14 protein-coding genes are annotated in these 16,235 nt (G+C 60.3%); 10 read left to right on the plus strand and 4 right to left on the minus strand.

From position 1 onward, the window contains the following. Positions 1-42 precede the first annotated feature (42 nt). Positions 43-936: a LysR family transcriptional regulator gene (locus AOA59_RS28150; RefSeq protein WP_056858066.1), complete on the minus strand. Its 894-nt coding sequence runs from the start codon at positions 934-936 to the stop codon at positions 43-45. 129 nt (positions 937-1,065) lie between these two features. On the opposite strand from AOA59_RS28150, the gene AOA59_RS28155 reads away from it, so the two are divergent. From AOA59_RS28155 to AOA59_RS28185, 6 genes are all read left to right on the plus strand, one after another. Beyond that, on the plus strand, positions 1,066-2,712 hold the full coding sequence (locus tag AOA59_RS28155; protein WP_099489776.1) for a GMC family oxidoreductase: 1,647 nt from the start codon (positions 1,066-1,068) through the stop codon (positions 2,710-2,712). Between the two features lie 65 nt (positions 2,713-2,777). Further along, the gene (locus tag AOA59_RS28160; RefSeq protein WP_017135018.1) at positions 2,778-4,400 is read left to right on the plus strand and encodes an MFS transporter; all 1,623 of its coding nucleotides are present in this window, start codon (positions 2,778-2,780) and stop codon (positions 4,398-4,400) included. A gap of 171 nt (positions 4,401-4,571) precedes the next feature. Beyond that, positions 4,572-6,521, plus strand: coding sequence for a DNA topoisomerase III (locus AOA59_RS28165; RefSeq protein WP_099489786.1), 1,950 nt, complete (start codon positions 4,572-4,574; stop codon positions 6,519-6,521). A gap of 132 nt (positions 6,522-6,653) precedes the next feature. Next, positions 6,654-7,094 (plus strand): CBS domain-containing protein, encoded by a 441-nt coding sequence (locus AOA59_RS28170; protein WP_056858068.1) that lies wholly within the window; start codon positions 6,654-6,656, stop codon positions 7,092-7,094. Between the two features lie 8 nt (positions 7,095-7,102). Beyond that, on the plus strand, positions 7,103-7,948 hold the full coding sequence (locus tag AOA59_RS28175; RefSeq protein WP_099489777.1) for an NAD-dependent protein deacetylase: 846 nt from the start codon (positions 7,103-7,105) through the stop codon (positions 7,946-7,948). 607 nt (positions 7,949-8,555) lie between these two features. Further along, positions 8,556-8,885: a hypothetical protein gene (locus tag AOA59_RS28185; RefSeq protein ID WP_069787311.1), complete on the plus strand. Its 330-nt coding sequence runs from the start codon at positions 8,556-8,558 to the stop codon at positions 8,883-8,885. 122 nt (positions 8,886-9,007) lie between these two features. On the opposite strand, the gene AOA59_RS28190 is transcribed toward AOA59_RS28185, so the two are convergent. Next, positions 9,008-9,910, minus strand: coding sequence for a LysR family transcriptional regulator (locus AOA59_RS28190; RefSeq protein ID WP_099489779.1), 903 nt, complete (start codon positions 9,908-9,910; stop codon positions 9,008-9,010). 133 nt (positions 9,911-10,043) lie between these two features. On the opposite strand from AOA59_RS28190, the gene AOA59_RS28195 reads away from it, so the two are divergent. Genes AOA59_RS28195 through AOA59_RS28205 form a run of 3 tightly spaced genes read left to right on the plus strand, consistent with a single transcriptional unit; the run spans position 10,044 to position 12,626 of the window. Further along, positions 10,044-10,742, plus strand: a complete 699-nt coding sequence (locus AOA59_RS28195; protein WP_058420641.1) for a CoA transferase subunit A — start codon at positions 10,044-10,046, stop codon at positions 10,740-10,742. Positions 10,743-10,773: 31 nt separating this feature from the next. Further along, positions 10,774-11,433: a CoA transferase subunit B gene (locus AOA59_RS28200; RefSeq protein WP_065911345.1), complete on the plus strand. Its 660-nt coding sequence runs from the start codon at positions 10,774-10,776 to the stop codon at positions 11,431-11,433. An 11-nt stretch (positions 11,434-11,444) separates the two neighbouring features. After that, complete coding sequence (locus AOA59_RS28205) at positions 11,445-12,626, plus strand: acetyl-CoA C-acetyltransferase (protein WP_099489780.1); 1,182 nt, start codon at positions 11,445-11,447, stop codon at positions 12,624-12,626. A gap of 187 nt (positions 12,627-12,813) precedes the next feature. Here AOA59_RS28205 and AOA59_RS28210 read toward each other — a convergent pair whose 3' ends face one another. Together AOA59_RS28210 and AOA59_RS28215 are read right to left on the minus strand one after the other, a co-directional pair. Beyond that, on the minus strand, positions 12,814-13,233 hold the full coding sequence (locus AOA59_RS28210) for a PaaI family thioesterase (RefSeq protein WP_099489781.1): 420 nt from the start codon (positions 13,231-13,233) through the stop codon (positions 12,814-12,816). Between the two features lie 90 nt (positions 13,234-13,323). Further along, positions 13,324-14,409, minus strand: coding sequence for a DUF1615 domain-containing protein (locus AOA59_RS28215; protein WP_099489782.1), 1,086 nt, complete (start codon positions 14,407-14,409; stop codon positions 13,324-13,326). A 336-nt stretch (positions 14,410-14,745) separates the two neighbouring features. Here AOA59_RS28215 and AOA59_RS28220 point away from each other — a divergent pair. Further along, positions 14,746-16,235: DUF6531 domain-containing protein (locus AOA59_RS28220; protein WP_256593138.1), on the plus strand; the 1,490-nt coding region annotated here is incomplete at its 3' end.

A 16,235-nucleotide genomic window follows, 5' to 3' on the forward strand; every position in this document is an offset into this window, starting at 1 on the left:
TCATCGCAGGCAAGCCAGCTCCCACATTTTTATCCGGTTTCTTCAGTGAGTTTCGCCGAGCAGCAACCCTTGCTCCCGCGCGCACAACTCCACCACATAATCCCACAACACCCGCAACCGCACCGACTTGTGCAGCTCTCGGCGCGAGCTGATCCAGTAGCTGCGCTGGATGCTTTCTGCCGGCAGCAACGGCACCAGGTCCGGGTCGCCGGCGGCCATGAAGCACGGCAACACGGCAATCCCCAACCCCGAACGCGCCGCCTGGTGTTGAGCAATCACGCTGGTGCTGTGAAACACCACCTTGGGGTTGCGGCAAAAGCTGCTGAGGAACTTGAGTTCCTGGCTGAACAGCAGGTCATCCACGTAATCAATCCAGGCATGGGCGGCGAGGTCTTCACGCTTTTCGATCGGCGGGTGGCGCGCAAGGTAGGCACGGCTGGCGTAGAGCGCCAGGCGGTAGTCGGTGAGTTTGCGCGTGACGAGTTGGTCGACGCTGGGGCGCTCGAGGTGGATGCTGATTTCCGCTTCACGGTTGAGAATGCTCACAAAGCGCGGCACCGCCACCAGTTCCACTTCCAGCCCCGGATAACGCTCGAAGAGCCCGCCCATGCGGCTGGCGAGGAACATCACGCCCAACCCCTCGGCCACGCCGAGGCGGATCTTGCCCAGCGGCGCAGCGGAATGGGTGAGTTCGTCTTCGGCCAGCAACGCGACGTTTTCCATGGCCTCGGCGTGCTTGAGCAGCGCTTCTCCGGAAGGCGTCAGTTCGTAACCCTGGGCATGCTGCACGAACAGCGCGGTGCCAAGGCTCTTCTCGATAGCCTCGATATGCCGGGCCACAGTGGCGTGCGTGGTTTTCAGGCGCTGCGCAGCGGTGAGCAGGCGGCCACTGCGTTGCAGCTCAAGAAAAAACCGCAGGTCATTCCAGTCGAACATGTCGCCTCCAATGCGGGAGCCTGAGCCGCGCTGTTTAAAAACGCACAGCAGCTGGGTAAAAACTAACATTTTTAAGACGAAAACTAACAACTAGGATGGGGCCAATAAGAAAAACAAGCGAGACCTCAGATGCCCATTGCAACTGCTGAATACGATTACATCGTCGTAGGCGCCGGCCCCGCAGGGTGCCTGCTGGCTAATCGATTGTCCGCCAACCCCGCCCACCGCGTGCTGCTGCTCGAAGCCGGTGGCCGCGACAATTACCCCTGGATCCACATCCCCGTCGGTTACCTCTTCTGCATCGGCAACCCGCGCACCGACTGGTGCTTCAAGACCGAAGCCCAGGAAGGCCTGCAAGGCCGTGCGCTGAGTTACCCACGCGGCAAGGTGCTGGGTGGCTGCTCGTCCATCAACGGCATGATCTATATGCGCGGCCAAGCCCAGGATTACGACGGCTGGGCAGCGGCAGGCAACCCCGGCTGGGCCTGGAAAGACGTGCTGCCGCTGTTCAAACAGAGCGAAAACCATTTTGCCGGCGGTTCGGAATTTCACAGCGACGGCGGTGAGTGGCGCGTGGAGCAACAGCGCCTGCACTGGCCGATCCTCGATGCCTTTCGCGATGCGGCGGCGCAAAGTGGCATCGCACCGATCAGCGATTTCAACCAGGGCGACAATGAAGGCTGCGGCTACTTCCAGGTCAACCAGAAGGCCGGGGTGCGCTGGAACGCGGCCAAGGCATTTCTCAAGCCGATCCGCCAGCGCCCCAACCTCACCGTGCTGACCGAAGTGGAAGTCGATCGCGTGGTGCTGGAAAACGGCCGCGCTTCGGCTGTGGTCGGGCGCCAGCATGGCCAGCAATCAAGCTGGAAAGCACGCAAGGAAATCGTCCTGTGCGCCGGTTCCGTCGGCTCGCCGGGTATCCTGCAACGCTCAGGGATTGGCCCGTCCCATGTGCTCAAGCCATTGGGCATCAACGTGCTGCATGAACTGCCGGGTGTCGGTGGCAACCTGCAGGATCACCTGCAACTGCGGCTGATCTACAAGCTGGAAAACGCACGCACCTTGAACCAGATCGCCGGCACCCTGTTGGGCAAAATGGGCATGGGCCTGCGCTACCTGTATGACCGCAGCGGCCCATTGTCGATGGCGCCCAGCCAGCTCGGCGCCTTCGCCCGCTCCGGCCCGGAACAGACGTCGGCCAATCTTGAGTATCACGTGCAGCCATTGTCCCTGGAACGCTTTGGCGAACCGTTGCATGCGTTCCCGGCATTTACCGCCTCGGTCTGCGACCTGCGCCCGCAAAGCCGTGGCCGCATTGATATTCGCTCGGCCAACCCGGCAGATGCCCCCCTGATACGGCCCAACTACCTCAGCCATCCCGAAGATTTGCGCGTAGCCGCCGACGCAATTCGCCTGACCCGCCGCATTGTCGCCGCACCGGCCCTGAGCCAGTTCAAGCCGGTGGAATACCTGCCGGGCGACGCGCTGCAAACCGAAGAACAGCTGCATGAAGCCGCTGCACGCATCGGCACGACGATTTTCCACCCGGTGGGTACTTGCCGCATGGGCGATGACAACGATGCAGTGGTCGATGCCCAACTGCGCGTGCATGGCGTGCCGGGCCTGCGCATTGCCGATGCCTCGGTGATGCCACGCATCACATCCGGCAACACTTGCTCACCTACACTGATGATTGCGGAAAAAGCAGCGCAGCTGATGCTTTCGCCGAACACAAGGAGTCTCGCCCCGCAGAGAGAAACGGTTCATGCAATCTGAATAGCGGCGCCGCACCCGGCGCCGACAGTGGAACAACAATAAATAATCACTGTGAGGGATACCCGATGTCAGAACATGCTCAACCCCTGGGCTCGGCCGTCAAGGCGAGCACCGGCAGCGAATCAAGGAAAGTCATCTTCGCCTCGTCTTTAGGGACGGTGTTCGAGTGGTACGACTTTTTCCTCTACGGCGCCCTGGCGGCGGTAATCAGCAAGCAATTCTTTGCCGGGGTGAATGACACTACGGCGTTTATCTTTGCCTTGATGGCCTTTGCCGCAGGCTTTGTGGTGCGGCCGTTCGGCGCGCTGGTGTTCGGCCGCCTGGGCGACATGATCGGGCGCAAGTACACGTTTTTGGTCACCATCATCCTCATGGGTGTGGCGACCTTCTGTGTCGGGCTGTTGCCGACCTATGCCAGCATCGGCATTGCGGCGCCGATCATTCTGATCGTGCTGCGTATGCTGCAAGGCCTGGCGTTGGGCGGCGAATATGGCGGCGCAGCCACCTATGTGGCCGAGCACGCACCGGCCGGCAAACGCGGCCTGCACACCAGCTGGATTCAATCCACCGCCACCCTGGGCCTGCTGCTGTCGCTGCTGGTGGTGCTGGCTTGCCGTTACTTCACCGGTGACCAGTTCGAAGTGTGGGGCTGGCGCATTCCGTTCCTGTTCTCGATTGTGCTGCTGGGCATTTCTACCTGGATCCGCATGAGCCTGCATGAGTCGCCAGCATTCCTGAAAATGAAAGAGGAAGGCAAGGCGAGCAAGTCGCCGATCCGCGAATCCTTCGGCAAATGGGAAAACCTCAAGGTGGTGCTGATTGCGCTGTTCAGCATCAACGGCGGGCAGGCAGTGACCTTCTACGCCGCGCAGTTCTACGTGTTGTTCTTCCTCACGCAATTCCTGAAGATGGACCCGGCCCTGGCCAATATGCTGCTGATCATCAGCGTGGTAATCGGCGCACCGTTCTTCATCCTGTTTGGCTGGCTGTCGGACAAGGTCGGGCGCAAACCGGTGCTGATGCTCGGCTTGCTGCTAGCCACCGCTCTGTACTTCCCGATCTTCAAGGGGCTGGCGCACTACACCAACCCGGCGATGGACCAGGCCAGCCACCAGGCGCCGATCACCGTATTGGCCGACCCGGCCACCTGCACCTTCCAGTTCGACCCGGTCGGCAAGGCGCGTTTTGACAGCCCGTGCGACAAGGTCAAGACCTTCCTGGTCAAGCAAGGTCTGCCATACAGCAGCGCCGCCGCGCCAGCCGGCAGCCCGGTGCAGGTGAGCGTCGGTGATGTGCGCATCGACGGTTACGACGAAGCGGCCCTGCGCGGCGCGGTGACCCTGGCCGGCTACCCGACCTCGGCGGATGTGGCGCAGGTCAACAAGGTGATGGTGGTGGTGCTGATCGTGGTGCTGATCCTGATCGCCGCCATGTGCTACGGCCCGCTGGCGGCGCTGATGGTGGAACTGTTCCCGACGCGTATCCGCTACACCTCGATGTCCCTGCCCTACCACATCGGTAACGGCTGGTTTGGCGGGTTCCTGCCGACCGTATCGTTTGCCCTGGTGGTGTACACCGGCGATATCTTCTACGGCCTGTGGTACCCGGTGGTGGTGACCGGGGTGAGCTTGATTGTGGGGTTGTTCTGCCTGAAAGAAACCAAGAACGTGGATATCAATAACAACTGATCTTCAAAACGCTGAAGATCCCCTGTGGGACCTGGCTTGTGTGCAAGCCAGCTCCCACATTTGGCTGTGTGGTGCCCACACAAATTGCTGTACATCCATACAGATAAAGGTTGCTCAATTGCCTTTGACTGAGCATCCTGCAAGGCATCGACCCGATTTGATGTGATGACCATGCGGCTGTACCTCTGTGAAAAACCCTCCCAGGCCAAGGATATCGCGGCCGTGCTCGGCGCCAGCCGGCGTGGCGACGGCTGCTGGCTGGGTAATGGGGTCACAGTCACCTGGTGCATCGGCCACCTGCTGGAAACCGCCCCGCCCGACGCCTACGACGCCAAATACAAGCGCTGGGTGCTGGCCGACCTGCCGATCGTGCCGGAAAAATGGAAGATGCGGGTCAAGCCCAAGACCGCCAGCCAGTTCAAGGCCGTCAAGCGTTTGCTCGGGGAAGCCCAGGAACTGGTGATTGCCACCGACGCCGACCGCGAAGGCGAAATGATCGCCCGTGAGCTGGTGGAGCATTGCCGCTATCGCGGGCCGATCCAGCGCTTATGGTTATCGGCGCTGGATGAAGCCTCCATCCGCAAGGCCTTGGCGGCCCTCAAACCCGGCGCCGAAACCTTCAGCCTGTACCACTCGGCCCTGGGCCGCTCGCGCGCCGACTGGCTGATCGGCATGAACATGAGTCGCCTGTTTACCCTGCTCGGGCGTCAATCCGGCTATCAAGGCGTATTGCCGGTGGGCCGCGTGCAAACCCCGACCTTGCGTCTGGTGGTAGACCGCGACCGCAGCATCGCCGACTTTGTACCGGTGGCTTACTGGGCCATTGATGTCGACCTGCGCCACGGCCCCATGACCTTCACCGCTCAATGGCGAGCCGCTGAGGATGCCTGCGACGATCAAGGCCGCTGTCTTAACCCGCAACTGGCTCGCGATGCCGCCGCTGCGATGACCAGCGCCGCCAGCGCCAGGCTGGTCAAACTGCGTACCGAGCGCGTGCGCGAGGTGGCGCCCCTGCCCTTCGACCTCGGCACATTGCAGGAAATCTGCTCCAAAAAGCTCGGCCTCGGCGCCCAGGAAACCCTGGACATCGCACAGTCCCTATACGAAACCCACAAAGTCATCACCTACCCTCGCAGTGACTGCGGCTACCTGCCGCTCAGCCAACACGGTGATGCGCCGAAGATCCTGGCCGCGCTGGCCCGCGCGGATGCGGCGGTGAACGAGCTGATGGCGCATATCGACCCGCAACGCCGTTCACGGGCCTGGAACGACGCCAAGGTCAGCGCGCACCACGGCATTATTCCTACGGGTGCGGGTAAGGATGTCGCGCAACTGACCGGCAAGCACCGTGCGGTCTACACGCTGATTCGCGCACGTTACCTGGCGCAGTTCCTGCCCAACCATGAATACGATCGCACCCAGGCGGATTTCGACTGCGCAGGCCAATCCTTGCGCGCGGTAGGTAAAGTCATCATCGAGCCGGGCTGGAAACGCGCCCTGCCCGAGGCGCTCGCGCCCGCCAAAGGCCGCGAAGCCCCCGCACCGCAGGCCCTGCCGACGCTGGTGCAAGGCCAGGATTACGCGGTGGCCAAGGTCAACCTCAAGGACCTGTGGACCCAGCCGCCCAAGCCCTTCACCGAGGGTGACCTGATCAAGGCGATGAAAAACGTCGCCAAGCTGGTGCAAGACCCGCTGCTCAAGCAAAAGCTCAAGGACACCACCGGCATCGGCACCGAAGCCACCCGCGCCGGGATTATCCAGGGCTTGCTCGACCGGGGTTATCTGGTCAAAAACGGCAAGGCACTGTCGGCCACTGCGGCGGCGTTCAGCCTGATCGACGCGGTACCTCGGGCGATTGCCGACCCAGGCACCACCGCGATCTGGGAGCAGGCACTGGACATGGTGCAAAGCGGTGAAATGAGCCTGGAAGAATTCGTCGCCAAGCAGGCGGCCTGGATGAGCAAACAAGTGGCACGCTGCAATGGCATGCGCATGACCATCACCGGTCCGGCCAGCCCGGCGGGCCGAGGCGCCACGCCGTGGAAAAACAAACGCAAGGCCGCACCGCGCAAGACGACAGGCGCTCCAAAGCGGGCGAAAAAACCGAAAAGTGCCGGCTAAAACGCGAAATAAACCAGTGAATGACGTTTTTCGACGGGTTTAACGCCGCTTTGGGCCTTGCAGCGCTGTAGCCCGTCTAGGATTCTGTAGGGGACTCGCTGACTTCCTAACAACAACACCGGAGTGGCCGCCATGAAAACCGTTGCACAAGTGCTCAAAGCCAAGGACCAGAAGAATCAGGACGTGCATACCATCCAATGGGATCACACGGTGTTTGAGGCGCTGGTGCGAATGTCAGAAAAAAACGTAGGGGCCTTGCCGGTGGTCAAGGAGGGTGCAGTTGTCGGCATCCTCAGTGAACGTGATTACGCTCGCAAAATCATGCTCAAAGGCCTTTCGTCGGTCACCACAAAGGTCCATGAGGTAATGAGTTCACCTGTCATCACCGTGGATACCCATAAAAGTGTCGAAGAATGCATGAACATCATGACCGACAGTCACCTGCGCCACCTGCCCGTGGTCGAAGACGGCAAACTGCTGGGCCTGCTGTCCATCGGTGACTTGGTAAAAGAGGCCATTGCCGAACAGGCCGATCTGATCAAACAGCTGGAGCAGTACATCCGCGGCGAATAGGGGAACCCATGCTCGATACGCTGGACCACCAAGACGACCACCTCGACACCCTGTACCGGGCCATGGCTGAACGACGCTTTTTGGTCTTGACCGGTGCAGGTATCAGCACGTCATCGGGCATCCCGGATTATCGCGACAGCGAAGGCGTGCGCCGTGGCAAGGCGCCGATGATGTACCAGGAATTCCTCGCCACCGCCCAAGCGCGCCGCCGCTATTGGGCACGGGCCATGCTGGGTTGGCCACGGGTGCGTATTGCGCAGCCGAACCAGGCTCATCTGGCGCTGGCAACACTGCAGCAAAGCGAGCGTATCAGCGGGCTGATCACGCAAAACGTCGACACCCTGCATGATCAGGCCGGCAGCCATGAGGTGATCGAACTGCATGGCAGCTTGCATCGTGTGCTTTGCCTGGACTGCCAGCAGCGCAGTACCCGCGACGTGATTCAGCGGCAGATGGAAATCGATAATCCTTACCTGGTGCAGGTCCACGCGGTGCAGGCGCCTGACGGTGACACCCTGCTCGATTCGACCTTTGAAGAACGCTTCCAGGTGCCGCGCTGCCCCCATTGCAACGGCGAGCGCTTGAAGCCAGACGTTGTATTTTTTGGCGAGAACGTGGCACCAGCGACGGCCGCCAGGGCCATGGCCGCCGTTGAGCATGCCGACGGGCTGCTGGTGGTGGGTTCTTCGCTGATGGCCTATTCCGCGTTTCGCCTGTGCAAGGCGATGGTGGAGCAAGGCAAGCCGGTGATAGCCATCAACCTGGGCAAGACCCGTGGGGATGAGCTGTTGCAGGTGAAGATCGAGGCGTCATGCGAGCGGTTGTTGCCTCTGCTGGCCGAGCGACTGAGTTAGCAAAACCACTGAAAATCCAACTGTGGGAGCTGGCTTGCCTGCGATAGCGGTGTATCAGTCAACAGCTCTTTGGCTGACACACCGCTATCGCAGGCAAGCCAGCTCCCACAGGGTTTGCGCGTTGAATTGGCTAACTGCCCACCACGACCCACCGCACAAAAAATGACGCCCAAGTCACGTTTTCACGCATTCTCCCGTCCCCACAGCAATTTATGTAGTGACTGAAAATAATCACTACATAACCGTTGACGTAACCTTTTTGTCCTTGCATTATCGAGACGTCTCCCGGATCGGGAGCGTTGGTAACACGCGTTTTGAGCAAGCTCGTCTGACCGCCGAGCTGTTTTTTCCGGATGTGCACTGCCCACAAGGCAGATTGATGAAGCTGACCGGCCCGCAAGGGTTGGTACAAGGAGCTCAAATGCTGCTTGTCTTCGTGATGAAACCATTGCGTAGCCGTTCATCAGCAAGACTACATGCATCAGGTTCAAGACCCTGCCCGTATTCGGCAGACCGTCACTGACGCCCGGTTTTCGCAACCGGAGACAACTAAGCAGTTTTAACGGAATCAACTGATAGATCGCCAACTGGTCAAGGGGCTTACATTATGAATCTGAACAACCAACCAACTATCGATGAATTGGCTGAGATGTTCGCAGCGCAGAAAGACAAACTCGACGACCATATCCTTTGGGTTGGCAAATCGGGCGAAGTCAAAATTGACTGTCTGGCGCCCCATACCGAAGAAGCCGATTTCGACCGCAACCACCGCGAACTGGCGGCGCGCCTGAAGATGTACCGCCGCGGCCAGGGTTATGTCGGCAAGAAAGCGGCAGCCGATCGCAATTTTATCGAGCAAGTATTCGACACACTTAACAGTGCCTGGGCGTCTTTCAAGGATAACTCGCAAGTTAAAGTGATCGACCGCTACTACTAAGTACAACTTGCCCATTGTGGGAGCGGTTCTGTTTGCGATAACGGTTTAACTGCCAACACTGTTGTTGAATGTTAACTGGCTATCGCAGGCAAGCCAGCTCCCACATTTGTTTTGTGGCACCCTCAAAAAGTCGGGAAACGTCCCTTCGCCGCTTCATCTCGAAAAATATCAAACAACACCTGCGCCGCCGCCGACAACTCATGCCCAGGTTTGGTCAGCACACCAATCGGCCGCTCGATAACCGGATCGCTCAAGGTGATGCAATGGGCGCCCGCCTCCTCCATCTGACGTGCGCACAATGCGGGCACGGCGCTGACACCCAGGCCACTGGCAACCATCTTGCCCACCGTAGCCAATTGATGACTTTCCAGGACCACCGGCAATTTCATCCGCAAGGCTCCCAAGTGCTCCTCAAGCATCACTCGCACCGTCGAAGGCCGTTGCAATGTGATGAAGGGGTGTTCCAACAGGGTTTTCCAGTCGACTTCGGTACATTGCGCCAGTGACGAATCACCGGGCACCACCGCAATAAACCGGTCCAGGTATAACGGCGTGAAGGCCAGGGACGAGCCTTCAGATGGCTCGAACGCCACGCCCAGCTCCACTTGGCGATCGCGGACCATCTCCAGCACCTGTTCATTGATCAGGTCGTGCACCGTCACATTCACCTGCGGGTAACGCGCGCGGAATATCTTCAGGATCGGTGGCAGCAGGTTGCCCGCAAACGACGGCATCGCCGCTACGGTGACGCGACCACGTTGCAGGGTAAAACGCTGGCGCAGTTCATCTTCGGCATTGTCCCAATCGGCAATCAACCGACGTGCCAGCGGCAGCAGCGATTCACCCTCGGGCGTCAGCGCAACATTGCGAGTATTACGGCTGAACAGGCGGCCGCCCAGGCCCTCTTCCAGGCCCTTGATGGTCAGGCTCAGCGCCGACTGGGAAAGGTGCAGACGCTCGCAGGCAGCGGCAAAACTCAGGCTTTGGGCCACGGCGAGAAAGGCACGCATCTGTTTGACGGTCATGAGGCTGCTCCGGGGGCGGATTTAACTATGCTGTTTTCTAAATCAATCAACCTTAAAAAACAACTTAACAAATCAATCCGTCGGCGCAACACTCAGTTCATTGGCTGGCCCACACACAATAAAAGAGGTGCATATGGCAGGTTTCGATAAACGCGTGGCGTCCTATGAAGAAGCACTGGCAGGCCTGGAAGACGGCATGACCGTGCTCTCCGGTGGTTTTGGCCTGTGCGGCATACCAGAAAACCTCATCGCCGAGATCAAGCGCAAAGGCACCCGCGACCTGACCGTGGTGTCCAACAACTGCGGCGTCGACGGGTTTGGCCTGGGCGTACTGCTGGAAGAAAAGCAGATCAGCAAAGTGATCGCCTCCTACGTCGGTGAAAACGCCCTGTTCGAGAAGCAACTGCTCAGCGGCGAAATCGAAGTGGTGCTGACGCCCCAAGGCACCCTGGCGGAAAAAATGCGTGCAGGCGGCGCCGGCATCCCGGCCTTCTTTACCGCCACCGGCGTCGGCACTCCCGTGGCCGAAGGCAAGGAAACCCGCGAATTCAACGGTCGCCCGTACCTGATGGAAGAGTCCATCACCGGCGACTTCGCCATTGTCAAAGGCTGGAAAGCCGACCACTTCGGCAACGTCATCTACCGCCATACCGCGCAGAACTTCAACCCGCTGGCGGCTACTGCGGGCAAGATCACCGTGGTCGAAGTTGAGGAAATCGTCGAACCGGGCGAGCTGGACCCGGCGCAGATCCACACCCCAGGCATCTACGTCGACCGAGTCATTTGCGGCACCTTCGAGAAGCGCATCGAACAGCGCACCGTCCGCAAATAATCCGCCAGCCCAAATAATAAGGAGACAACACATGGCTCTTACCCGCGAACAAATGGCTCAACGCGTCGCCCGCGAAATGCAGGACGGTTTCTACGTCAACCTCGGCATCGGCATCCCCACCCTGGTGGCCAACTACATTCCTGAAGGCATGGAAGTCATGCTGCAATCGGAAAACGGCCTGCTCGGCATGGGCCCGTTTCCGACCGAGGAAACCATTGATGCCGACATGATCAACGCCGGCAAACAAACCGTGACGGCGCGCATCGGCGCCTCGATTTTCTCCTCTGCGGAATCCTTCGCGATGATTCGCGGCGGGCATGTCGACCTCACCGTACTCGGTGCATTTGAAGTGGACGTGCAGGGCAACATCGCGTCGTGGATGATCCCCGGCAAGCTGGTCAAGGGCATGGGCGGCGCCATGGACCTGGTGGCTGGTGCGGAAAACATCATCGTGATCATGACCCACGCGTCCAAGGACGGTGAGTCCAAATTGCTCAGCCAATGCAGCCTGCCGCTGACCGGCGCCCAGTGCATCAAGCGCGTGCTGACAGACCTTGCGTACCTGGAAATCGAAAATGGCGCTTTTGTCCTCAAGGAACGCGCACCTGGCGTCAGCGTTGAAGAGATTGTGAGCAAGACCGCCGGTAAACTGATCGTCCCGGACCACGTTCCAGAAATGCACTTCCAGTGAGGACAGATTCCATGCAAGACGTCGTGATTGTTGCTGCCACCCGCACCGCTGTGGGCAGCTTTCAAGGAGCGCTGGCCAGCATTCCGGCACCGGAGTTGGGCGCGGCCGTGATCCGTCGCCTGCTGGAGCAGACCGGCCTGGACCCGGCTCAGGTCGATGAAGTGATCCTCGGCCAGGTACTGACCGCAGGCAGCGGCCAGAACCCGGCGCGCCAGGCCTCGATTCTGGCTGGCCTGCCCCACGCCGTGCCGGCTTTGACCCTGAACAAGGTCTGCGGCTCGGGCCTCAAGGCCCTGCACCTGGGCGCTCAAGCCATCCGTTGCGGCGACGCTGATGTGATCATCGCCGGCGGCATGGAGAATATGAGCCTGGCGCCGTACGTCTTGCCCGCTGCGCGCACGGGCTTGCGCATGGGTCATGCCAAGATGCTCGACAGCATGATCACCGACGGCCTGTGGGATGCGTTCAACGACTACCACATGGGCATCACCGCCGAAAACCTGGTGGACAAGTACGGCATCAGCCGTGAAGCCCAGGACGCCTTCGCCGCAGCCTCCCAGCAGAAAGCCGCCGCCGCTATCGAAGCCGGCCGGTTTGTCGATGAGATCACCCCGGTCCTGATCCCGCAGCGCAAGGGCGACCCGGTGGCCTTCGCCGTGGATGAACAACCGCGCGCCGGCACCACGGCCGAGTCATTGGCCAAGCTCAAGCCCGCGTTCAAGAAAGACGGCAGCGTCACCGCCGGCAACGCCTCCAGCCTCAACGATGGCGCCGCCGCTGTGCTGCTGATGAGCGCTGACAAGGCCAAGGCTCTCGGCTTGCCGGTGCTGGCGCGTATCGCCAGCTACGCCAACGCCGGTGTCGACCCTGCGATCATGGGCATCGGCCCGGTCTCGGCTACCCGCCGCTGCCTGGACAAAGCCGGTTGGAGCCTGGGCGACCTGGACCTGATCGAAGCCAACGAAGCCTTCGCCGCGCAATCTTTGGCGGTCGGCAAAGAGCTGGAATGGGACGCGAACAAGGTCAACGTCAATGGCGGCGCCATCGCCATCGGCCACCCGATCGGCGCCTCAGGCTGCCGCGTGCTGGTGACCCTGCTGCATGAAATGATCAAGCGCGACGCCAAGAAAGGCCTGGCCACCCTGTGCATCGGCGGCGGCCAAGGCGTAGCCCTGGCCCTCGAGCGCAGTTGATCCAAAGAGCAACACGAGAAAAGGCTCGATTCCACGAAAAATCGGGCCTTTTCTTTACGCGTTTTTCCCGAAAAAACACAGTAATCATGTGGGAGCTGGCTTGCCTGCGATAGCGGTGCATCAGCCAGCAACGGCTTGAATGACGAACCGCTATCGCAGGCAAGCCAGCTCCCACCGTTGATCGCGGTTATCCCTCGGTATGAGGTACCGCAAACACCGCATTCGCCCGTGCCACCACCTTGTCGCCCACTTGCAGGCTCACGGTGGCAAACGCCATCTGCCGGCCACGCTTGTGGTGCTCCAGGCGCACCACAATCCACTCCCCCACTTGCACGGCGCCCAGGTAGTCCAACGTCATGCTCGCGGTTATCAACGGTAAAGGCGGTTCGCTGGAAAACGCCATCGCATAACCCATGCCGACATCCGCCAGGGTCGCCAACACCCCACCGTGCACCGTGCCACGGCCATTGGCGTGGCGGTTGTCGGCACGCAGGCCGATTTCCAGTTGTAACCCTTCGCCCCGGCAATATGCCGGACCTAACAGGTCGAGCAACGGGCTGCTGCGTGGCAGCGAGACAAAGCCTTTGGGCACGACGTGCGTGATCATGGCGAGTGCTTCCTTGGCCAAAACACGAGGTGTAACCCAGCCGTCCCAAGACCGCCATCAAGATCAGCCAAGCCAATGATCAACAATCAGCTAACGCTTCATGCAACGCTGGTACCGCTCATCCACGCGCTTGGCAAACCACGCGGTGGTGAGGTTGCGGGTGATCTTCGGGCTTTTGAGCACGATGCCCGGCAAGATCGCGCGCGGCACCGGCTTGCCGGCAGACTTGTCGGCCAGGGCAAAGACGCGTTTGTAGAGGGTGGTTTCCTCGAAATCGAACTGCTCACCTTTTTCCAGCTGGCTGCGGATGCTGGGGTTGCGCATATCCAGCTTTGCACCCAGTGAACGCACCGCCAACTCGGTGGTGCCGGGCAGCAGTGAGCCATAACGAATCAGATCCCCATCCAGCGCCAGCTCGGTGCCGCTGACTCGGCTGACAGCGGCCTGGAACGCGGCGTTGCGGCTGGCATACCACCCCGCGTTGAAATCGGCGAAGCGGTATAACGGCTGGTCGTAGCTCACCGGGTAACCAAGCAAATGCGTGATGCCGAAGTACATGCCGCCACGACGGGTGAAGACTTCCCGGCGAATGGTGCCATCCACGGTGTAGGGATAATCGCGAGCGTGTTGCTGGGCAAAGTCGATGCTGACCTGCATGGGGCCGGCGGTGTGCACCGGGTTGAAGCCGCCGAACAAGGTATTACCCAGGGGCACCATACTGATGAAGTCGTCAAAAATGCCGCTCAAGTCCTTCTCTGTACGTGCGGCACTGAGGCGCTCGGCGTAGGTCTTGCCGGTGGGCGAACGCAATTGCAGCGTGGTGCGCACCACAAAGGACGGCACATGGACCTTGCCGGCGCGGCGCAGGATTTCATCCTGGGCGATCTTGCCCATATTCGGCACCGGCGGGTCTACCTGATAGGTGGACTCTTGCTCGGTGACCGCCAGCACGGCGCAGATATTTTCGCTACTGGGGTAGATTTTCTGGGTATCGAAGGCCGTGTAGATGTCTGTGGCCCAGCCGTTGCGGTCCGCCACCGTGGCCGGTAACAGCCGCACAATCTGCGCCTTCACCTCAGCCTCGCTGCGCTCAGGCTGCTGCGGGCCGCGTGGGGTGGAGCAACCGGCCAGCACCAGCAACGTGGTGAGGCACAGGATCAGGCGGCTTGAATACATGGGGCTTCCTTGAATAACGACGGGCCGGGTTGTGCGGATATCGACAGGTAAGTCTAACCGGGGTTCGCCGACCTGCTGCATTTGTCAGTTACGACCAAACGTGACTGCCTGCTGTACGACAATCACATCACCACACCCGACCGAGCAGACGACAAAAACCACGGAAACATCCTACCAATCCGCCAGATAAGCACTGCTGCGCGCGTCTTAAAACCTCTGCAAAGTCCTTCGCCTGATCACACAGTGCGAGGGATTGCAGATGGTTTTGTTTGTTAGAGCCCGGGCCAAAGGGGCTAGCGCTTGAACCCGGCCATTGGCAGGCTGGCCCTGACCCCAATGGACGTGAAGACGGTCGACGTTGAAAGCGTCTTCCGCGATTTTCGCGAATGCCTGAATACCTTTGACGACTGGGCGTCGAGCTTCTGGAGCTTCTCGGCGCTGGATGTCGAGCAGGCGTTCAAGGTCGGGGATGAGGTGGCGCTGGTCGCCCCGATCAACCGCTCCATCATTCCCAGCAGCACCGTCGCCACGTGCCAGGCCAATGGCACGTTGACTCTGGTGCATATGTTCCAAAGCACGCGTTTTGTGCCCATTGGCAATACGCCGGTGGTGCTGCAACGCGTCGATCCCAACGGCGGCCCATTGGGCGAGCCGATCCACCACACCATCGGCCCCAGCGGCATTCTCGAAATCACCGAGTGTGACCGTAATCAAGCGTACCGAATCAGTTTTTATCCCAATGTTTCCAAAGATCACGTCAAGGCACTGTACGCGTCTTATCAGTCAGTGATTGCGGGGTTGGAAGAGCGCCTGCGTAAAGCCTGGAACGACACCTTCCAGGCGCAGTGGGCAATTTATACCGACGCTAAACCGCTCGACCAACGCAAGATGCTGGAGAAAGCGGTTCTCAATGGCATGGGCACGGCGCTCTACACCCTTTGGGACAACTTGACGCAGCTGTATGAGCTGTTGGCGGACATCAAGCCCAACAGCGAGAAGTTGCTGAAGTACATCTCCCAGGCCGAGCTTGATGAGCTGCTGACACTCAGCAACGACGCGATCGCCAACGGCCTGCTGGTACTCAGTGATGAGCCGCTGTTGTTCGTTTACGTGTCGGCGATGGTCAGCTGGATGCGCCTGCTGCCGCCGCAAGATATGTATGAGCTGATGGGCGAAATCACCGGCGAGGTGTTGATCAACTTGCTGTTGATTTGGGCGACGGCGGGCATGGGCGTGGCGGTACGCCTGGGCACTCAAGTCCTCGGGCACATCAAGTCCGGACGGGCGCGGAGTTTGCTCGAGTTGCTGGCAAAACAGCATGTGGGGCCGACGTTGGAGCCACATGTAGCGGCGGTTAAACCCTTGTTGCTGAGCAGTGCCCCGACGCCGATCAAGACCGTGCCGGTTGCGCCGCTGAAGGCTGGGGATCAGTTGGTTGCCAACCCGGTGCCGGCGGTGCGCGGCAAGACGCAGCAGACCGCGTTGGTGCGCCAGGAACCTGTGGATGATGTGCCGGCTTCGGGCAAGAACCTCAATGGCGATGCGGCGGCCCCTGCGAACAAAACCGTTACCAACGGTTGCCCCGTTTCGATGGTCACCGGCGAGGAATTGCTGACCCTCACTGATGGCACGTTGGACGGAATTTTGCCGTTCGAGTGGACGCGACTGTATCGCACCAGTGCGGTGGAAGTGGATGGCGGGTTGGGGTTTGGCTGGAGTCATTCGCTGGCGCACAGGCTTTGTGTTTCCGGTGAGTCGGTGGTGTGGACCGATCATGAAAATCGCCGTACTGAGTTTGTGCTGCCTACCGCTGCTCGACAGGGGGA

The sequence above is a fragment of the Pseudomonas sp. 2822-15 genome (genome assembly GCF_002742515.1).
GTDB classification, from domain to species: domain Bacteria; phylum Pseudomonadota; class Gammaproteobacteria; order Pseudomonadales; family Pseudomonadaceae; genus Aquipseudomonas; species Aquipseudomonas salomonii.